The organism is Actinomycetes bacterium (assembly GCA_035489715.1).
Classification (GTDB): Bacteria; Actinomycetota; Actinomycetes; order JACCUZ01; family JACCUZ01; genus DATHAP01.
Genome location: DATHAP010000156.1, coordinates 1 through 19001, shown reverse-complemented (window position 1 = coordinate 19001; position 19001 = coordinate 1). Strand labels below are relative to the sequence as shown.

Genomic DNA, 19001 nt, shown 5'->3' with positions numbered 1-19001 from the left:
AAGCGTTTCGTGCCGGCGCCGGACACAGCGCGCGCCGTGCTCGACCGGCTCGGTCCCGACGGGGGCGAGCGGCGCCTGACCGACGCGATGGGCGACGAGCTCTACGCGATGACCCAGGTCGACGTACCCCCTGATGCCTGGGACGTGACGAAGGTGCCGCCGCACCTGCGCATGACGTTCCGCGTCGAGGACGGCGCCGGGGCGACGGTCGGTGAGGGCAAGGACCTCGCGGCGCTGTCCGCCCGCCTCGCCCCTGCGGTACGCCGTACGGTCGCTGCCGCTGCCTCCTCCGTCGAGCGCCGCGGCCTGACCAGCTGGTCGTTCGGCGACCTGCCGGCCACCTTCGAGGAGCAGCGCGACGGGCAGACGGTCGCCGGGCACCCGGCCCTGGTCGACGAGGGCGGGTCGGTCGCGCTGCAGGTGCTGGGCTCGGCCGAGGACGCCCGTCGGGTCACCCGTCTCGGCGTGCGCCGCCTGCTCACCCTCACCGTGCCGTCGCCGGTGAAGCACGTCGTCTCGCGGCTCGACGCGCGGCAGAAGCTGGCGCTGGGGCACAGCGAGTACGCCTCCGTCCCGGACCTGCTCGCCGACTGCGTCGACGCGGCGGTGGACGTGCTCGTGGAGCACGCTATGCACGTCACGGACGGGCAGCCGGTCGCGGTCGTGCGGGACCAGGCGACGTTCGACCGGCTGCGGGACGCGGTGCGGGCCGACCTCGCGGACACGACGTACGAGGTCGTCGTCAGTGTCGTCGACGTGCTGATGCTGGCCCACGAGCTGACGGCGCGGGCGAGCGGCTCGACGGTGCCCGCTGCCCTGCCGACCGTCGTCGACGTCCGCGAGCACCTCGCGGCGCTGACCCGGCGCGGCTTCGTCTCCGCTGCCGGCGCCGCCCGGCTGCCCGACATCCGGCGCTACCTGCGCGCCGACGCCGTCCGGCTCGACTCCCTGCCCGCCGCCGCCGGGCGCGACCGGGCCCGCCTCGAGGAGGTGCAGGTCGTCAGCGCCGAGGTGGAGAAGTGGGTGGCGAGCCTGCCTGCCGCCCGTCGGGACGACCCGTTCGACGCGGAAGTCGCCGACGTGCGTTGGATGGTCGAGGAGCTGCGGGTCAGCCTCTTCGCCCAGCAGCTCGGCACGAAGCACGCGGTCTCGGCCAAGCGCATCTACCGCGCCATGGACGCTGTCGGATGACATCGTGCCGTCCGCGGAGGTGGATGTTTGCCCGACGCGGGGGTGACCGGGGTGGACTGGATGACGAGGGCCGAGCCGCACCGTGACGGTCACGGCTCGGACGCCCGCCGGCCGAGCTCGATCTCGTCGAGGACAGGATCCAGCTCCTGGAGACGGTCCTGGACGCCGTCGCCCGCCGGGGCGGAGGTTGCTGATGCGGTGGCGGCATCGCGCGCGGATGACGCGGCACGCGGTCGGCGAGTTGCTCGGAGTCTGCCGTAGCTGCGCGATCGAGGTGCCCAATCTGCAGCTATGGCTCACGTCCGCAGGTGCTGGTCGCGGCCGCTCATGCTGAGCCGAGGCCGGTGGTGAAGGGCGTCGCTGATGGTGAAGCGGTGGTGCTGTCGGGGTCGTCCGGTGGGGTCGATGTCCGGCGGTGGGTGCAGCTGGGGGTAGCCGTTGGCGGCGAGGGTGATGGTCCAGTCCTGGCGGTGCACCATCCGGTGATGGAAGCCGCAGAGCAGGGCCGCGTTGTCCAGGTCGGTCGGCCCGCCTCGTGACCACCACCAGCAGTGGTGCAGGTGGCAGTCGGCGGGCGGTGCGTCACAGCCAGGAGCGACGCAGCCGCGGTCGCGGATGGCTGCGGCGCGGCGTTGGGCCCGGTTGAACGGGCGGCATGCGCGGCCGAGGTCGAGGACCTGGGAGGCGCCATTCATGACGATCGGCACCACCTGCGCCTCGCAGGCCAGCTGGCGAACAGCGGCGACTGAGAGAGGGGCGCCGGTGTCGAGGTGCCCGGTGCCGGGGATCCCGGCCCGGAGCTGGTCCAGGGAGGTGATCACGTTGAGCACGGCGCCGCACTGACCGGGCAACCCCGGCATCTCCACCTCAGAGCTGACGGAGCTGTCCGCATCGTCCGCGAGGTCCGGGCCGGCCTGGTCCGCGTCGAGCTCGTCCTCGACGGGATCGTCCGCGAGGAGATCGTCCACGGCGTCGTCGATGTCGAGCTCGAGCAGATCCGGCTCGCGCAGATCCGTCTGGTCCGCGGCGGCGGTCTCGCCGCCGAGCTTGCCTCCGGGGCGGTTGGTCGGGCTGTCGGTGGTGAACAGGTCGGCCAGGGCGTCGCCGCGGCGTTCGGCAGGGCTGCGGGTGTCTTCGAACCCGTCGACGCCGGGGGCGGGCTTCTCGATCCGGCGGCACCAGGCGAGGAACCCGGCGGCGCCGACCGGGCCAAGCTCGGTCCCGACCCGGACCCGACCGCCGGGGCGGTGGATGACCCGCAGCCAGTTCCGTTCCTGGTCCTGCAGCTCCCGCTCGGCCCGCTCGTGCTCGCGGGCTTCCGCTGCGTCGTCAGCCGGGTCGTCGACCGACGGGCTGCGGGTCAGCGCTTCGACCACGGCCTGCCCGGCCCGCTCGAGCTCCGGCGGGCTGAGCAGCGCGGCCTGCTCGACCATGAACTCCGCAGCCGCACCGGCCTCACCTTCACCGCCGGCCTCGCCGTCGTCACTCGCGTCGAGGTCGGGCAGGGCGTCGATGCGGTGCAGCACCGCGGCGAGGACCTCGGCCTGCTCCACGGTGACAGCACCGGCCGTGAGCGCGTCGAGCAGCACCGGGTGCCGGCCCAGGGCCGTCGCCTGCCGCAGCCGGGCAACGGCGTCGGCGCGGGAGAGCCGCCAGCGGTCTCCCAGCCACCGCTCCGTCGACGGCGCACCGGTGGACGCCTTGAGGTCCCGTGACTCGACCTCGGCCAGCAGCACCGCCTGCAGCGCGGCGGCGTGCGCCTGCAGTCGCACCAGCAGGGACACCCCGCGCTCCACGTCACCATCAGCCAGCCGCCACACCGACGAGGCATCAGCCTCCGCCAACAGATCACAGGCACCCGCGAGCTCGTCGACCACCGGCCGGTCGACCAGGACGCCGCTCGTGCTCATGACCGTCAACCTAGACAGGGGGTCGGACACAACCCCAACCCGGAGAGCACCGGAAAACGTTTGTGGACAATAGGATCCGTCCAGAGCTAGCCGGCCCCGCGGCGGGTCAGACCGGCTCGGTGCGCCGCGGCATGAGCCACAGCACGGCGAAGCCCACGAGGGCCGCGACGACCACGCCCAGGAACACGTTGTGCGACGCGTCGAAGAGCGCCGACCGGACGTAGTCCGCCACCGGACCAGACCGGTCACCACCCTCGACGACGAGGCGCTCGGCGTCGGCGCTGTCCCGCATCCGGTCCGGGAAGCTGGCCGGCGCGTTGGCGAACCGGTCGGCCAGCGTGGCGTTCGCAATCGCCCCGAAGGCCGCGACGCCGACCGCGCTGCCGAGGTTGCGGGCGAACAGGTTGGTCGCCGTCACCACGCCGCGCCGCCGCCAGTCGACGACCGACTGGACCGCGACGATCGTCGGCGCCGAGCAGAGCCCCAGCCCCACACCGACGACGAACGTGGTGGCGGCGACGGTGAGCACGGCCGAGTCGGCAGTCAGCATGGCCACCAGCACCGAGCCGAGCACGACGATGGCGGCGCCGATCAGCGCGGTGTCGCGGAAGCCGATCCGAAGATAGACCCGGCCGGACAGCGCCGCGGCGATCGGCCAGCCCAGGGTCATCGCCGCGAGAGCGAACCCCGCGACCAGGGCTCCGGTGCCGAGTACGCCCTGGACGTACGTCGGCACGTACGACACCAGGCCGATCAGCACGACCCCCACGGACACCGACGCGAGGTTGCCACCCAGGAGCACCCTCCGGTTGAAGACCCACAGCGGCAGCACCGGCTCGGCGGCCCGCCGCTCGACGAGCACCATCAGCACCAGCGCCACCGCGGCGCCGGCGAAGACGGCCAGGCTGACCGGCGAGGACCACTCCCACGCCACGCCGCCCTCGAGCAGGCCGAGGATCAGCAGCGAGAAGCCGGTGGTCAGCAGGACGGCGCCGAGGACGTCCATCTGGTGCGGGTGGCGCTCCACGCTCTCGCGGAACGCCCGGGCGAGCATCCACGCGGCGAGCGCGCCCAGCGGCAGGTTGATGAAGAAGATCCAGCGCCAGCTGAGGTACTCGGCGAACAGCCCGCCGAGAGTCGGGCCGACGACCGACGAGATGCCCCAGACGCTGGCGACGTACCCCTGGACACGCGCCCGCTCCGCCACCGAGTAGAGATCGCCGACGACCGTCACCGTCATCGGCAGGATGGCGCCCGCGCCGATCCCCTGCACCGCCCGCGCGGCGATCAGGGTCGGCATGCTCCAGGCCAGCCCGCACAGCAGCGATCCGAGGACGAACACCCCGATGCCGAAGAACAGCACCGGCCGCCGGCCCACGACGTCGGCCAGCTTGCCGTAGATCGGCACCAGGACCGCCTGCGCCAGCAGGTAGATGGAGAACAGCCACGGGAACTGCGAGAATCCGCCGAGGTCGCGCACGATCGAGGGAACAGCCGTGGCGATGATCGTGGCGTCCAGCGCGACCAGCGCGGTCGCGAGCATCAGCCCGATCAGCACCGGCCCGCGCTCGGAGCGCAGGCCGATGCCTGCCGGGCGGTCCGATGAGGGCGGTGCCGGGGTCGGGTCGTGGGCGCGCATCCTCCGTGCCAACCCAACCGGGCCGTGATCCCTTCCCGGCGGCTACGGGAGACTCGTGCCGTGCACCCCTACCAGCGGTTCTCGTCGTGGCTGCTCGTCGTGCTGGGCAGCGTGCTGATCCTCAGCGGCACGATCGGGCTTGTGGACGCCATCGTGCACCAGCAATGGGACGTCGCCTTCTTCACGCTCGCCCTGTTGGCGGTCGTGGTGTTCGGCACCCTGCGCGGGGTCACCCAGTTGCGGGCCGGTCGCCAGCGGGAACGCTGAGCGCCGCTCCAGCAGACGCGGCAAGGGCCGGGAGCGGTGCTCCCGGCCCTCGCCGTCGTGCTGATGGTGCTGCTCCCGGAGGAGCCTGGTGCTACTGGGCCGGGTTGACCACCTTGACGGTCAGGTCCTGGCCCCGGTCGCCGGTCACGGTGACCGTGACTCCCTCACCCGCGACCTTGACGCTGTTCTGCGGGTTGGCGCTCGACCAGTACGCCAGCGGGTTGCTGTCGTCGAAGGTCGGGATGCCGGGGTTGCTCTCCGCGCACGCCGCCACCGTCTCGATGGACTGCGACGGGCCGTTGCCGACCACGACCTGCTTGTGCAGGCACGTCTCGTCCGTCGCCTCCAGGCCGAACGTGGCGTCGAAGGGCTGCCGCCGGTTGCTCGGCCGCGTGCCGTCCGGGTAGCTGAACGGCGCCGGTCGGGCGTCGACCGGGAGCGACAGGCCGGTGCCCGGGTGCTCCGAGGTGTTGTCGTCCTCGACCGAGTGGTTCACGTACCAGACCAGCAGGCCGTTCTGGAACTTGAAGAACTCCACCCAGTCCGGGCGCTTGTACGCCTCACTGAACTGGTACGGCCCGGTCCGCAGCGTGTCGTCGTAGCCGGCGTACTCCCGGTTCTCGACAAGGTAGTAGGACGGCGAGGTCTTCGACACCGTGCCGGTACTGATCTGCCACAGCCCGGATTTCGTCCACGCGCCGGTGCCGCTCTCGACGTCGTCGACGGTCCCGTTGACCGAGATGTCGTCGAGGAAGGCACCGGCCAGGTGCACGCCGCCGTCCGACTGGTAGCGGAACCGGAACTCCGAGGCAGAGCCACCCGCGTCGTAGGAGTAGCGCAGCGTGGTCCACCGGCCGTTCGATGAGCCGTCGACACCGCTGCCCGTACGCTGCCACGTCTGGCCACCGTCGAGGGAGTACTCGGCGTACAGGAAGTCGTAGCCGGCCTCGATGTTGTACCAGGCGCTCGCGCTGACGCTGACCTTGCCCGCGGCCGCCACCGAAGTGGTCAGGCTCTCGTTCAGGTCGTCAGCGCTGCCGGTCCACCAGGCGTGGGTCCCCGACGGCGGCGTCGTGTAGTCCTTCGTCACCGTGGCGTCCGGCAGGTCGATCTTGACGGCCTGGTCCTTGCCGGAGACGTGGTACTGGGACGGGTTGAGGGTGAAGTTGCCCGACTTCCCGGCCGGGACGGTGCTGTAGTCCAGCCAGCCGAGGAACAGCTTCTCCTCCGGGCCCATCAGGCCGGGCGTCGTGCCGATGCCCTCGGTGCCGCCGTGGCTCAGCCACGAGCCGGAGCTCATCAGGGTCCAGAATGCGGTGCCGTTCTCGCCGCCGGCAGTGTCGTAGTAGTCCGGCAGACCGAGGTCGTGGCCGTACTCGTGCGCGAAGACGCCGAGGCCACCGTTCTCCGGCTCCGTGGTGTAGTCGCCGAACCAGTACGTCGACTGGCCGATCTGAGCACCACCGGACAGGTTGCCGGCCGGGCCGGTCACGCCGTAGTCGTCACCGTTGACGTACCAGCGGTGCGACCAGATGGCGTCCTCGCCCTGGCCGCCGCCGCCGGCGTCCTCCCCCTGCCCGGCGTGCACCGCCTGGAAGTGGTCGATGTAGCCGTCGGACTCGTCGAAGTTGCCGTCGTTGTCGAAGTCGTTACGGTCCCAGACATCGAACTGCTTGAGGTAGTCCTGGACGGCAGCCTTGCTGCCCATCTCCTTCAGGGCGTCCGCGTACCACGCGTTGCCGGCGTCGCTGATGAACGCCCAGGAACCGCCGAAGTCCTCGACGGCGTTGTCGCCGTAGTAGGACGCGTTGTAGGGGACCTGCACCCAGTCGGAGACCGTGTTCGTCACCGAGTACTGCCCGTTGGAGAGCGCCTCGTAGAAGGTCTTCATCGACTCGCCCGAGCCGTTGAAGAGGTTCTCGTAATAGGCCTTGTCGTAGTCCTTGGTCCACGTCGTCGAGTTGTCCACCGAACGGTCCGGCTGCGCGATCTGGTTGTGCAGCGGGCCGGGGGCGGTGCCGTACTTGTTGACGCTCTGGGTCCCGAACTCGGCCAGAATCGTGAAGATCTTGTCACTCTTGGTCGTCTCGACCTCGGCGAACTTGCCGTCGCCGAGCTTGACGACGCCGTCGGCGTCGGGGGTCGCCTCGCCGGCGGCGACCTTCTGCACGGCGGCCTCACGCAGCGCGAGCTGCTTCTTGGTCGCCGGGCCGAGGCGGTTGTCCGGCCGGTGCGCGGCCGCCCTCGCCTGGCCCGCGGTGGCACCGTCGTCCTGCACAGGTGCGGCGACGGCCGGCTGCTGGATCACAGCAGCGGCAACCGCGACACCGGCAAGACCGGTGACCACGGAAGTGGTGAGCTTCCTCACGAGTAGTCCTCCCGGGGGGTGGGTACCTGGCCCTTCTGGCCGAGGCCGGGCGAGTGTGTCACACGTCACCAACGGCGGCCTAACCGTGACAGATCGCCGTGCAATTGCCTCGTTGCGGGCGCAAACCGACCGCCTCCGGCCACTGCTCGCCGCTGCCGACCCTGGCGTCCTGGCGTCGGGGCAACCCTTCGGCTCGCCATCGCGTCCTTACCTGCAAACGTCCACCGACCCTGACCGCCTCCAGCACGAGGAGCCCACGATGTCCCCAGCGACCACGACGACCCGACGAGCGACGACGGTGGCGACGCTCGCCCTCACCACGGCCCTGGCCGGCAGCCTGGTGCTGGCGGCCGGTGCGGCGCAGGCCGCCGACGACACCGCGCCCTCCAGCAAGGCCGCGATCGAACACGACGAGTGGGTCGGTGCCGGGTCCGGGGCCGCCGGGTCGGGAGCGGCCCGGCTGACGAAGGCGCAGGTCGAGCACGGCGAGGCCGCTGCTCGAACCGCGTCGCCCGGTTCGGCCGGCAACGCCGGCTCGACCGCGGCGACAGGTGCCACCGGCACCGGCACCGGCCAGGCGGCGGCGACGACCGGAGGGGACGCCGCCGCCTGGCAGCTCGCCGCGGCCGCCGCCATGGGCGCGCTGGTGACCGGTGCCGCCTTCGTCGGTGCCCGACAGGTCGCCGCGCACCGGCCCTCCGGCCACGCGGTCGCCCCGTAGAGGGGCATCAGCAGTGGACGCCGTGCAGGACGAGGTGTTCCGCGGGTTCGTGGCGGCCCGCGGGCGCGCCTTGATCCGCACGGCGTACCTGCTGACCGGGGACCAGCACCTTGCCGAGGACCTGGTGCAGACCGCGCTCGAACGTGCGGTGCAGCACTGGTCGAGCATCCGGGACGTCGGCGCCGCCGAGCAGTACGTCCGCCGCACCATGTACCGGGAGAACATCTCGCTGTGGCGGCGGCGCAGGCTCACCGAGCTGCCCACCCAGGTGGTGCCGGAGCCGCGCCGCGAGCGCCCCGCCGCCGACCCGACCGACCGGTCCACCGACCGGATGGTCCTACGGGACGCCCTGATGCGGCTGGGCCCGAGGCAGCGGACCGTGCTCGTGCTGCGCTACTTCGAGGACCTCACGGAGCAGCAGACCGCTGACCTGCTCGGGATCAGCGTGGGCACGGTGAAGAGCCAGTCCCACAAGGCGCTGCACGCCATGCGCTCGGCGTGCCGTGACCTGGCACCAGCAACGGGAGGCGAGCGATGAGCATCGACGTCGAGGACCAGGTCCGGACCGCCCTGCACGAGATCGCCGACGACGCCCGGCCGGCACCCCTGATGCAGCGACTCGAGGCGGGCCGCGGCGCGACGCGGCCACGACTGCTCCGGCATCGATCCGTGGTCGGTGCCGTGGCGGCAGTGGTCGCCGCGCTGCTCGTCGCCGCGCTGATGTCGCGGGCCGAGCACGCCCGCCGGATCGACCCGGCCGAACGGCTGCCCAAGGTGATCACGCTCTCCGAGTCGGGGACGCTGAGCCCAGGGCGGGTGCTGCTCGCCATCTCGCTCGCCGCGGACAGCGAGAACGACAACACGCCCTCCTACCTCCTGACGAGCAACGAGACCGAAGCCGTGCTCCTTCCCCAGACCGGGGAGGTCCAGGGGCACTGGACGCAGCACCTGTCCGCCGACGGCGCCAGCTTCGTCCGGCAGGGCTGGCAGACCCAGGCGGACGTCGAGATCGTCGACCTGCGGGCCGGGAGCGTCGACCACGCAGGCGGCGCACGAGGCCACTGCCCGACGCTGTCGCCGGACGGCAGCCTGTTGGTCGCGGCGGACTACGCGACGGGCGACGTGGTGCTGATCGACCGGGTCAGCGGGACAGTGAACCAGATCGCCGCAGAAGGCCCGGAGTGCGGCTACCACTCGTTCGCCTGGGCCCCGGACAGCGAGCGGATGGTCGTGCGGGGCAGGTACGGGTCCGGGCTGCGCGACCTGCATGGCCGACTGCTCCGTGAGCTGCCCGGGCGTCTGGCCAACGGGTCGATGTCCTGGTCGCCCGACGGGCGTGACCTTCTCATGTACCGGTCCGCCACCGGTGGTTTCGCGGTGGTGTCGGTCGCTGATGGGACTGCGACCGCCCTCCCCGCCCCGGCAGGCGACGCGCGACCGCTCGGCTGGACCGGTGACCGGGTCGTCTGGCTGGTCGGGGGCGTCGGGGACCAGCGGCTGGTCACGACGGACCGTGAGGGGCGCGACCGCCAGCTGTGGACACGTCTGGCGCTCGGGACGCGCCAGGTCGACAACATCACCTGGTCCCGTGCCCTGACCGGCCGCGGCTGACCTCCGAGGAACCGTCCCCGCCGTATCCTCGGCCCGGTGCGCCTCCTCGACCACCTTCCCGGGCCGGAGGCGGCGGACCCCGACGCGCTGTTCGAGGCGTTCACCGGCTGGACCACCGAGCAGGGTCTCGACCTCTACGCGGCGCAGACCGAGGCACTGATCGAGCTGGTCTCCGGCAGCAACGTGATCCTGGCCACGCCGACCGGCAGCGGCAAGAGCCTGGTCGCCGCGGGCGCCCACTTCGCGGCCCTGGCCGAGGGGCGCCGGAGCATCTACACCGCACCGATCAAGGCGCTGGTGTCGGAGAAGTTCTTCGCCCTGTGCGACATGTTCGGCGCTGACAAGGTCGGCATGCTCACCGGCGACGCCTCGGTCAACCCGGACGCCCCGATCATCACGGCCACCTCCGAGGTGCTGGCCAACCAGGCGCTGCGCGAGGGCGCCGACACCGACGTCGGTGTCGTGGTGATGGACGAGTTCCACTATTACTCGGACCCGGACCGCGGCTGGGCGTGGCAGGTGCCGCTCCTCGAGCTCCCACACGCGCAGTTCCTACTGATGTCGGCGACCCTCGGCGACGTGTCGTTCTTCGAGTCCGACCTCTCGCGGCGTACGTCGCGAGCGACCGCGGTCGTCGCCACCGGCGAGCGGCCCGTCCCGCTGACCTACTACTACGCGACCACCCCCGTGCACGAGACGCTCGACGAGCTGCTGCACACCGACCGGGCGCCGGTCTACGTCGTGCACTTCACCCAGGTCGCGGCCATCGAGCGGGCGCAGGCCCTCACCAGCGTCAACGTCGCGACGCGCGCGGAACGCGACGAGATCGCCGAGATGATCGGCGGCTTCCGCTTCTCGGCCGGCTTCGGCAGGACGCTGTCCCGGCTGGTGCGGCACGGGATCGGCGTGCACCACGCCGGTATGCTGCCCCGCTACCGGCGACTGGTGGAGACCCTTGCCCAGGCCGGGCTGCTCAAGGTGATCTGCGGCACGGACACGCTCGGCGTGGGCATCAACGTGCCGATCCGCACCGTCCTCGTCACGGCGCTGTCCAAGTACGACGGGTCACGCACACGGCACCTGACCGCCCGGGAGTTCCACCAGGTCGCCGGCCGCGCGGGCCGGGCCGGCTTCGACACGGCCGGCACCGTCGTCGTGCAGGCGCCCGACCACGTCGTCGAGAACGAGAAGGCGAAGGCCAAGGCCGGCGACGACCCCAAGAAGCTGCGCAAGCTCGTGAAGCGCAAGCCGCCCGAGGGGTTCGTGTCATGGGGGGAGCCGACGTTCGAGCGCCTCGTCTCGGCCGCGCCGGAGCAGCTCACGTCGTCCTTCTCGGTCACCCACTCGATGCTGCTCAACGTCATCGCTCGGCCCGGCGACCCCTTCGCCGCCATGCGCCGGCTGCTCGAGGACAACCACGAGCCGCGCGAGCGCCAGCTGCGGCACATCAAGCACGCGATAGCGATCTATCGGGCACTGCTCGCCGGCGGCGTCGTGCAGCAACTCGACCGGCCCGAGCCGGACGGCCGGCAGGTGCGGCTCACCGTCGAGCTGCAGCCGGACTTCGCCCTCAACCAGCCGCTGTCCCCGTTCGCCGTCGCCTCGTTGGAGCTCCTCGACAGGGCCTCGACGACGTACGCCCTCGACGTCCTCTCGGTCCTCGAGGCGACGCTGGAGGACCCGCGCCAGGTCGTGCAGGCGCAGCGCAAGAAGGCGCGCGGCGAGGCGGTGGCGGCGATGAAGGCGGAGGGCATCGAGTACGACGAGCGGATGGAGCTGCTGGAGGACGTCACCTACCCGCAGCCGCTGCGCGAGCTGCTCGAGCACGCCTACGAGACCTACCGGCGCGGGCACCCGTGGGTCGCCGACCACGAGCTGAAGCCCAAGTCGGTCGCGCGCGACATGTCGGAGCGGGCGATGACCTTCACCGAGTACGTCGGCTTCTACCAGCTCGCGCGCTCCGAGGGGCTGGTGCTGCGCTACCTGGCCGACGCCTACAAGGCGCTGCGCCAGACGGTGCCCGAGTCGGCGCGCACCGAGGAGCTCACCGACCTGACCGAGTGGCTCGGCGAGCTGGTGCGTCAGGTGGACTCCAGCCTGCTGGACGAGTGGGAGCGGCTGACCAGCATCGACCAGGTCGAGCAGGCCGACGTGGCGCGGCACCACGTCCGGGACGAGAGGCCACCGGCGGTCACGTCGAACGCCCGGGCCTTCCGGGTCCTGGTGCGCAACGCGATGTTCCGGCGGGTGGAGCTGGCCGCGCTGCGGCGCTACGCCGACCTCGGCGAGCTGGACGCGGACGCCGGCTGGGACGCGGCGGCTTGGGCCGACGCCATGGCCGGCTACTGGGCCGACCACGACCAGCTGATGACCGGACCCGACGCCCGCGGGCCGGCCCTGCTCATGGTCACCGAGGAGCCGGGGCGCTGGGTGGTGCGGCAGGTCTTCGACGACCCGGCCGGCGACCACGACTGGGGCGTCTCGGCCACGGTCGACCTGGCCGCGTCGGACGAGGCCGGCGAGGCGGTCGTCGTCGTCACCGCGGTCGACCGCACCGACTGACCCGGTCGTCCCCCACCGGCCCAGCCTGCTCTGCCAGGGTGTGCGGGTGATGCGCAGCAGGGTCACTCGGCCGACGCTGGCTGCCGCCGCTCTCGTCGGAGCTTTGCTCTGCCCCGTCGGCCCGTCACCGGCGCCCGGTGCCGTGGCAAGCCGGGCCGCCGACGGACTGCCGGAGTTCCGGTCGGCCGTGCGCGTGATCGGGACCGACCTCGCCGACCGGATGCGGCCGTCGACCTGGCGGCCCGGCTGCCCGGTGCCGCTGCGGGACCTCCGCTACGTCCGCGTCTCGTTCGTCGGCTTCGACGGGACCGCCGGCTACGGCCGGCTCGTCGTGCACGAGGACCAGGCGGCGGCGGTCGTCGAGGTCTTTCGGTCGCTGTACGAGCAGCGGTTCCCGATCCGTCGCCTGCGGCTGGTCGACGCCTACGACGGCAGCGACGCCCGGTCGATGGCAGCGAACAACACCTCGGCGTTCAACTGCCGCCGGGTGACCGGCGGCACGTCGTGGTCCGAGCACTCCTACGGCCGGGCGGTCGACGTCAACCCGGTACAGAACCCTTACGTGTCCGGGTCGATCGTGGAGCCACCAGCGGGTGCGGCCTACGTCGACCGGTCACCCCTGCGCAGGGGCATGGTCACCCGCGGCGTCCGGTCGGCGTTCGCGTCCATCGGGTGGGGCTGGGGCGGCTCGTGGACGACGAGGAAGGACTACCAGCACTTCTCCAGCACGGGCCGCTGAAGCCGGCCCGGTCAGTCCCGCTCGACCTTGCCCCAGCCGTGCCACCGGTCGACCTCGACCCAGGCGTTGACCCGCCCACGCCGGCGGTTGCGGTAGGGGGCACCGCGGTAGTGCGTCGAGAGCCGGTCGATGCCGGCCAGCCCCTCGTCGTCGGACATCTCGACGACCCGGCCCTGGATGCTCACGTGGGTGTACCAGTCGTCGCCGTCGAGCACCGTGATGCTCACTCGTGGGTCGTTGCGCAGGTAGTCGAGGCGCTTGCGACCCTGGTCCATGTTGACGAAGACCCGGTCGCCGTCCATCAGGTACCAGGTCGCCACGGACACCGGCTGCCCATCTGGCCGCACCGACGTCACGACGGCCGGGTTGGGCCGCTCCAGCAGTGCGCGCACGTCCGGCGGGAAGGTCGAGTCGCTCATGCGGCGGCGCCTACCCTCGCCGGCTGCGTCCTACGCCGCCTCAGGCGCCGAGCGCCCGCCACACGCCGACTCCGGCGATGCCGTCGGTCTCCCAGCCGTGCCGGGCCTTGAGCCGGTTGACCCGCTGCTCGGTGATGTCGCCGAAGAAGCCGGTGCGGTACTTGGGTCGCATGTTCAGCGCGACCTGCAGCGCGCGCACCACGACGCCCTCGTCGCCCTTCTCGAGGAAGGTGTACTGGAACTTCGTGATGCCCGAGCGGACCGGGATCACCACGGTCTGGCCGACCCGGATCAGGTCGCCCGAGAGCCCGCTCGCCGATCTGATGCCGGCCACCGTCGAGTGCCAGGTCTTCGCCAGCCGGCTCAGGCTGTCGCCGGGCCGCACGACGTAGCGCATCCGCGACGGCAGCGCCCTCGACGAGGTGACCGACGTGGCCGGCGGCGCTGTCGGGGCGGCCGCGCCGCTGCGGGCGGCCGCCCAGGTCGGGTGGGTCGTCGTCCCGGTCACCTCGAGACCGCGGGCCTTCTGCAGCGTGCGTACGGCTTCCTCGGTGATCGGGCCGAAGAACCCCGTCACCGGCTCGACCGACAGCAGCCGCTGCAGCTGGAGGACGTAAGCACCGGTCGACTCGCGCTGGAGCAGCGGCCGGCCGGTGAGCGACATGGCGCTGGCCGGCTCCGGGCAGGGCGTGGACCTCGGCCCCGACCACGGCGTGGCCTGGTCCCCCTCGACCTTGACGCACGGCCCGTAGTCGATGGCGGCGGCCTTGCCGGTCCACCACGAGGTGCGCTTCATCGCGCCGTTCCAGGCCATCGAGATGTGCAGGTGGTCACCGTGGCTCTCGCCGCCGGTGTACGCCCGCCAGCCCTCCCCGGCGCGGTAGGACGACCAGATCCGACCGTCGTAGATGACGTACATGACGCCGAGCCGCCGGGCCTGGAAGCCGCCCATCCCGCTCGGGCCCGGGGCCAGCAGCCAGTCCAGGAACTGCGTCGCGAGCGCCTTCTCGGCCGGCTTGGACGCGTCCAGGCCCCAGTCCCAGGCCCGGCCCTCCTTGTGCTCGCTCTGGCCGCCGATGTCGCAGGCCCGGGTGATGCCGAGGTCGCGGCCGCCGTAGGCGGCGAGCAGCATGCTGCGCAGGGCCAGCGTTCCCGGCTTGACCACCGGGTCGCAGGAGGTCTGCGGCAGGTACGGCGCCCACCCCTCGGTGACCGACGGGGCGGCGACCGAGGCTCTCGGGTCGGCGACCGCGGCCTCGGCGCCGGCCACCGGGCCGGCGGCCAGCCCCCCGGTCAGCCCCCCGGTCAGCCCCCCGGTGAGCACCGCGACGGCCACCATCGTCCCGAGACCGCGTCGACCGTTACCTCGACCCGCACCGCCGTACCGCACGCTCTGCTCCCGACCCCGTCGATGGCCCGTGACCCCCGTCCGGGATCATGCTCGGCCGTCCCAGCAGCCACCTGAACCCCATTTGTCCCACATCTGGGAAAAACTTGGAAGATCAGCGGTGCGTCGACTTGCACTCCGCCCGGCGAGCCCGCTCAGCCATCTCGCTCAGGCGGCCGCGGTACCTCGGGCAGCGCCGCCCAGTCCGCCCAGCTGATCTCCCGGGGGACGTACCGCGGCTGCTCGAAGGCCCACTCCTGGGCGACCCAGTAGGGCACCAGCTCGTCCAGCTCGGCCTCGACGTCGGACCCGACGAGGCGGTCCACGACCCACCACGAGACGTCGGCGTCAGCGCTCACCCGCTCGGCCGGGTCGAGGTAGACGCACCCGAGCAGCTCGGTCTCGTCCTCGTCGAGCAGGGCGTAGTTGAACGACTCGTGCGCCTCGATCTCGCGCTCGTGCCGCTCGAGGTCCTCGCGGTCCTGCTCGACCGTCATCGTCGCCGGCGGCCAGCCCCAGGCCTCGCCGTAGATGGACCAGAGCCGCTCGCGGGAGCCCATGACGGCCGGGTAGTCGATGTCCACGTCGCTGCCGCGGATCGGGCGCAGGTGGTGACCGGTGGTCAGGTCGACCCGGGTCGGGTGCTCGAAGTCGTCGGGGAGCCAGCCCATGATCGCAACCTACCGGTCGGCTAGACCTCGCGGTCCAGCCGCTGCTGCATCTGCCGGAGCGCGGTCTCCGCGGCCCGGCGCACCGCCTCCTCCGGGTCGTCGGCGACCTGGTGGAGTGCAGTGGCGTGCTCGCCCTCCCCCACGACACCGAGCCCCCGCGCCGCCGCGGCACGGACACGCGGCACCTCGTCGTCGAGCAGCGGCACCAGAGCGTCGGCCGCCTCGCCCACCTCCCAGGTGGCCACCACCTTGGCCGCCATCTCGCGCACCCGCCAGTGTTCGACGCCCAGCGCCGCCACGACGTCGCGCCCGGCTACGGGCTGGTAGCAGTGCAGCAGCCCACGGGCTCCCCATACCCGGACCCAGTACGCGTTGACCCGCAGCTGGTCGCCATCGAGGCCCATCAACCAGGCAGTGGCGCGGCCTCCCAACCAGGCCAGCGACGGCAGCTCGGGGTCGTCGTGGGCCGCCCGGCCGGCCAGCAGGTCGGCGCACCAGGTGACCACCTCCTCGTGGCCCACCAGGTCGACCAGCTCGGCGATCCTGGCCGCGGGCGTGCCGTCGAGCGACATCGGCTCCTGCACGGCGCCAGGCTAGGCAACCGTCCCGACAGGCAGGACCGTGGCAGGCTGCGGACATGTCCGGCGTCGCGCTGTTCACCGTCGAGGAGGCCCGGGCCGAGCTGGCCCGGCTGCTGCCGGTGCTCGACGAGGTGGTGGCGCTGCGCGCCGACGCGGCCGAGCTGGCGGTCAGACCTGCGGACGGGCCGCCGAGTCCCCTGGGCGGCCTGCCCGAGCTCAAGGCCGCGCAGGCCCGGCTCGACGAGCTGCTCTCGACCGTGCAGCAGACCGGCGTCGAGCTCAAGGGCTTCGCCCCGCTGCTGGTCGACTTCCCGAGCGAGCTGGCCGACACCCCGGTGCTGCTCTGCTGGCTGGAGGGCGACCGGTCGCTGGGCTGGTACCACCGGCTCGACACCGGCTTCGCGGGGCGGCGGCCACTCCCGTGACGGAGCCGCCGGAGGACGAGGCGGCGCGGTACGCCGTCCTGACCGACCGGGTGCTCGCCCTGTACGAGGAGCAGCAGTACGTCGCCGCGCTGGGCAGGATCGACGCCGAGCGAGGCAGCGTGCCGGCGTACCGCTCCGACCTGGCCCACCTGGCGGCCTGCCTGCACGCCCTGGCCGGCGACCCGGCCGCGGCGCTGCGCGACCTGCAGGACGCGGCGGCGGTGGGCGGCTGGTGGCACCCGCGGATCCTGCTCGACGACGACGACCTCGAGCCGGTCCGTGGCCTGCCGGGCTTCGAGGCCCTCGTGGCGCAGGCGACTGACCGGAGCACGGCGGCACAGGCCGCCGCCCGTGCCCGGCCGCCGGTTGTGCACCGGCCGCCGGACGAGCGGCCGGCGCGCGGGCTGCTGGTGGTGCTGCACGGCGCCGGGCAGGGCGCGGCGGCCACGGCGGCCCGGTGGGCGCCCGCCGTCGACCGGGGACTGGTGCTGGTGGCGGTCGAGTCGTCGCAGCTGAGCACCCCCACCTACCGCACCTGGCCCGACCCGGCGGCCGCGGCCGCTGACGTCGCGGCGGCTCTCGGGACGCTTCCGGCAACCGATCGCCTGCTGCCGATGGTGGCGGGCGGCTTCTCGGCGGGCGCCAGGGCGGCGCTGCTGTGGGCCCTGCGCGGACAGCCGACCGAGATCGCGGCCGTGCTCGCCGTGTCACCGGCGATCTGGCCGGAGCAGACCGCGGACCCGACCCACCAGCCGGTAGGAGTGGTGATCATCGGCGCTGCCGACGAGCTGCTGCCCACCACGCGGGCGGCGGTCGACCGGCTTCCGGACGTACGCCTGGAGGTCGTCGACGGGCTCGGGCACGACTACCCCTACGACTTCGGCACCTGGCTGGCCGCGGCCCTCGACGAGGTGCTGCCTCAGCCGTAGCGGCGGGTCGACTCCGCCGCCACCGGGCAGCGCCCTTCCGGACGCCCGCAGGCACCGGTGTCGCAGAGCCGGCAGATCCAGCGGGTGGCGCCGGGGCCGCGCATCATCGCGACCAGCACCGTGCCCAGTGACCGCTCGAAGGCGGCCCGCTCGGCCGCCGGCACGGCGGACAGCGCGGACATGGCCCGGTCGAGGACCTCGGCCCGGGCCGCGACCACCCCCGCCGCCGCCCGCCGCCCGGACGCGGTGAGCCGTACCGCCGTGGTCCTACCGTCCGGCCCGGGCACCCGGCGGACGTGGCCGGCGGCAGCCAGCCGGTCGACCAGCCGTACGGTGCCGGAGTGGGTGAGCCCGAGCACCTGCCGCAGCAGGTCGACCGACGGGTCGTCCAGGAAGTCGTGCAGCGCCGACAGCGCGGTCGCCGTCGTCAACGACTGGCCCGAGGTCGCCTCGAGCTCGTCGGTCATCCGGTCGGCGACGACCAGGCTCAGGGCGCCGAGCAGGTTGGCGGTCCGGTCCACCGCCGTCGCCCCTCTCAGCCGCCCGATCAGCCGAGGTCGTAGTCGAGCGTGACCTCCGGCTCTCCGGCGAGCGGCGCCCGGAACGTCCCGCTGCCGGTCAGCCCGGCCAGCCCGTCGGTACCCGACCCGGCGACCACCGTCCAGGTGCCCTCGGCGACCGCGCCGTCGTACGCGCCCTGGGTGGTCAGTAGGAAGCTGCCCTCGGTGCCGCCGAGGGTGCCGGTCACCCGCTGGAGGCCGACGTACTCGGCGGACTTCTCCGACGTGTAGGCCATCAGCCAGGTCACCGAGCCTTCGCCCTCGATGTCGCCGCTGAAGGTCTGCCCGACCTCTGCCCTGGACAGCTTGGCGCCCGGCCCGAGCTCGGCGTAGACGTCCTCGTCCCAGCCGCTGATCTGGAAGGTCGCGGTCGCGCTGGTCATGTGCGGCTCCTCGTCGTCACGTGTCCGGTTCGTCCCTGTCTGTCCCCGCCAACATATGTGTGACTCAGTCATATGTCTATACCAGACCGGTACGCCAACGCGTAAGGGCCGGGTCCCCTGGTGGGGACCCGGCCCGACACGGGTGAAGCAGCTGCTGCGCTACTTGGCCGCGGCGCTCCCCCCGACAAGCCGCAAGGTGTAGTCAGCGTCGAGGACGTCGAGATCACCGTCCGGCAGGTTAGATACCACCGCCGTCACGTCCTTCTTGGTGCCGTTTGCGCACCTGGTGGTAAAGCCCGAAGCGGAGATGGCCCCTGACTCGTCGGCACTCAGCTGGTAGACGTGGTTGCCCTCACTGTCGACGATCTCGTCGGGACCGTCGACGCCGGGGGTGAGATCGCACGCCGATACCAGCTGGACGGACCAGTTGTTCTCCTGGATGCCCGTTGTGTCCACCCAGCCCGTCCCGTTCGGCGCCAGCGACGCCTCCACACCGCCGACCGTCACGTCGTCGATGAACCAGCCGGTGTCGAGGTAGGCAGCGTCCGTCGAGTAACGGAACCGCAGGGCAGTCGCCCCCGCGGGTACCGTCCCCGTGACGTGGATGTACTCCGGATCGTCGACGAAGTACTCGCCAC

At 72.3% G+C, this 19001-nt stretch carries 19 protein-coding genes; 9 read left to right on the top strand and 10 right to left on the bottom strand.

Annotated elements, in window-relative coordinates; all coding sequences use genetic code 11:
* Positions 1-1191, top strand: a 1191-nt coding sequence (locus VK640_12620; GenBank protein HTE74027.1) for a DUF3418 domain-containing protein, incomplete at its 5' end; no start/stop codon positions are given.
* A gap of 296 nt (positions 1192-1487) precedes the next feature.
* Here VK640_12620 and VK640_12615 read toward each other — a convergent pair.
* Both VK640_12615 and VK640_12610 read right to left on the bottom strand, forming a co-directional pair.
* Positions 1488-3101, bottom strand: a complete 1614-nt coding sequence (locus VK640_12615; GenBank protein ID HTE74026.1) for a DUF222 domain-containing protein — start codon at positions 3099-3101, stop codon at positions 1488-1490.
* A 106-nt stretch (positions 3102-3207) separates the two neighbouring features.
* On the bottom strand, positions 3208-4740 hold the full coding sequence (locus tag VK640_12610) for an MDR family MFS transporter (GenBank protein HTE74025.1): 1533 nt from the start codon (positions 4738-4740) through the stop codon (positions 3208-3210).
* Between the two features lie 60 nt (positions 4741-4800).
* On the opposite strand from VK640_12610, the gene VK640_12605 reads away from it, so the two are divergent.
* Complete coding sequence (locus tag VK640_12605) at positions 4801-5007, top strand: hypothetical protein (GenBank protein ID HTE74024.1); 207 nt, start codon at positions 4801-4803, stop codon at positions 5005-5007.
* Positions 5008-5098: 91 nt separating this feature from the next.
* Here the strand turns inward: VK640_12605 and VK640_12600 are convergent, their stop codons facing one another.
* The gene (locus tag VK640_12600; GenBank protein HTE74023.1) at positions 5099-7375 is read right to left on the bottom strand and encodes an immune inhibitor A domain-containing protein; all 2277 of its coding nucleotides are present in this window, start codon (positions 7373-7375) and stop codon (positions 5099-5101) included.
* Between the two features lie 259 nt (positions 7376-7634).
* On the opposite strand from VK640_12600, the gene VK640_12595 reads away from it, so the two are divergent.
* The 5 genes from VK640_12595 to VK640_12575 all read left to right on the top strand — a co-directional run bounded on the left by VK640_12595 (position 7635) and on the right by VK640_12575 (position 13008).
* A complete protein-coding gene (locus VK640_12595; protein HTE74022.1) occupies positions 7635-8096 on the top strand; it encodes a hypothetical protein in 462 nt (153 codons plus the stop codon).
* A 13-nt stretch (positions 8097-8109) separates the two neighbouring features.
* On the top strand, positions 8110-8634 hold the full coding sequence (locus VK640_12590; protein ID HTE74021.1) for a SigE family RNA polymerase sigma factor: 525 nt from the start codon (positions 8110-8112) through the stop codon (positions 8632-8634).
* The gene (locus VK640_12585) at positions 8631-9707 is read left to right on the top strand and encodes a hypothetical protein (GenBank protein HTE74020.1); all 1077 of its coding nucleotides are present in this window, start codon (positions 8631-8633) and stop codon (positions 9705-9707) included. Before VK640_12590 ends, VK640_12585 begins: the two co-directional genes overlap by 4 nt.
* A gap of 36 nt (positions 9708-9743) precedes the next feature.
* A complete protein-coding gene (locus VK640_12580; GenBank protein ID HTE74019.1) occupies positions 9744-12269 on the top strand; it encodes a DUF3516 domain-containing protein in 2526 nt (841 codons plus the stop codon).
* 187 nt (positions 12270-12456) lie between these two features.
* Positions 12457-13008, top strand: a complete 552-nt coding sequence (locus VK640_12575; protein HTE74018.1) for a M15 family metallopeptidase — start codon at positions 12457-12459, stop codon at positions 13006-13008.
* Between the two features lie 11 nt (positions 13009-13019).
* Here the strand turns inward: VK640_12575 and VK640_12570 are convergent, their stop codons facing one another.
* The 4 genes from VK640_12570 to VK640_12555 all read right to left on the bottom strand — a co-directional run bounded on the left by VK640_12570 (position 13020) and on the right by VK640_12555 (position 16069).
* Entirely contained in the window at positions 13020-13427 is a 408-nt protein-coding gene (locus VK640_12570; protein HTE74017.1) for a PPOX class F420-dependent oxidoreductase, read from the bottom strand.
* Between the two features lie 40 nt (positions 13428-13467).
* Entirely contained in the window at positions 13468-14766 is a 1299-nt protein-coding gene (locus VK640_12565) for a peptidoglycan-binding protein (GenBank protein HTE74016.1), read from the bottom strand.
* Positions 14767-14969: 203 nt separating this feature from the next.
* The gene (locus VK640_12560) at positions 14970-15485 is read right to left on the bottom strand and encodes an N-acetyltransferase (protein ID HTE74015.1); all 516 of its coding nucleotides are present in this window, start codon (positions 15483-15485) and stop codon (positions 14970-14972) included.
* 20 nt (positions 15486-15505) lie between these two features.
* Complete coding sequence (locus tag VK640_12555) at positions 15506-16069, bottom strand: HEAT repeat domain-containing protein (GenBank protein HTE74014.1); 564 nt, start codon at positions 16067-16069, stop codon at positions 15506-15508.
* A gap of 53 nt (positions 16070-16122) precedes the next feature.
* Between VK640_12555 and VK640_12550 the strand changes: the two genes are divergently transcribed.
* On the top strand, positions 16123-16491 hold the full coding sequence (locus tag VK640_12550; protein ID HTE74013.1) for a DUF2203 domain-containing protein: 369 nt from the start codon (positions 16123-16125) through the stop codon (positions 16489-16491).
* On the top strand, positions 16488-17420 hold the full coding sequence (locus tag VK640_12545) for a phospholipase (protein HTE74012.1): 933 nt from the start codon (positions 16488-16490) through the stop codon (positions 17418-17420). Before VK640_12550 ends, VK640_12545 begins: the two co-directional genes overlap by 4 nt.
* Here the strand turns inward: VK640_12545 and VK640_12540 are convergent.
* From VK640_12540 to VK640_12530, 3 genes are all read right to left on the bottom strand, one after another.
* Positions 17411-17941: a MarR family winged helix-turn-helix transcriptional regulator gene (locus VK640_12540; protein HTE74011.1), complete on the bottom strand. Its 531-nt coding sequence runs from the start codon at positions 17939-17941 to the stop codon at positions 17411-17413. The genes VK640_12545 and VK640_12540 overlap by 10 nt on opposite strands.
* A 26-nt stretch (positions 17942-17967) precedes the next feature.
* A complete protein-coding gene (locus VK640_12535) occupies positions 17968-18363 on the bottom strand; it encodes a DUF3224 domain-containing protein (GenBank protein ID HTE74010.1) in 396 nt (131 codons plus the stop codon).
* Positions 18364-18522: 159 nt separating this feature from the next.
* On the bottom strand, positions 18523-19001 hold a 479-nt coding region (locus tag VK640_12530), incomplete at its 5' end, for a hypothetical protein (GenBank protein HTE74009.1).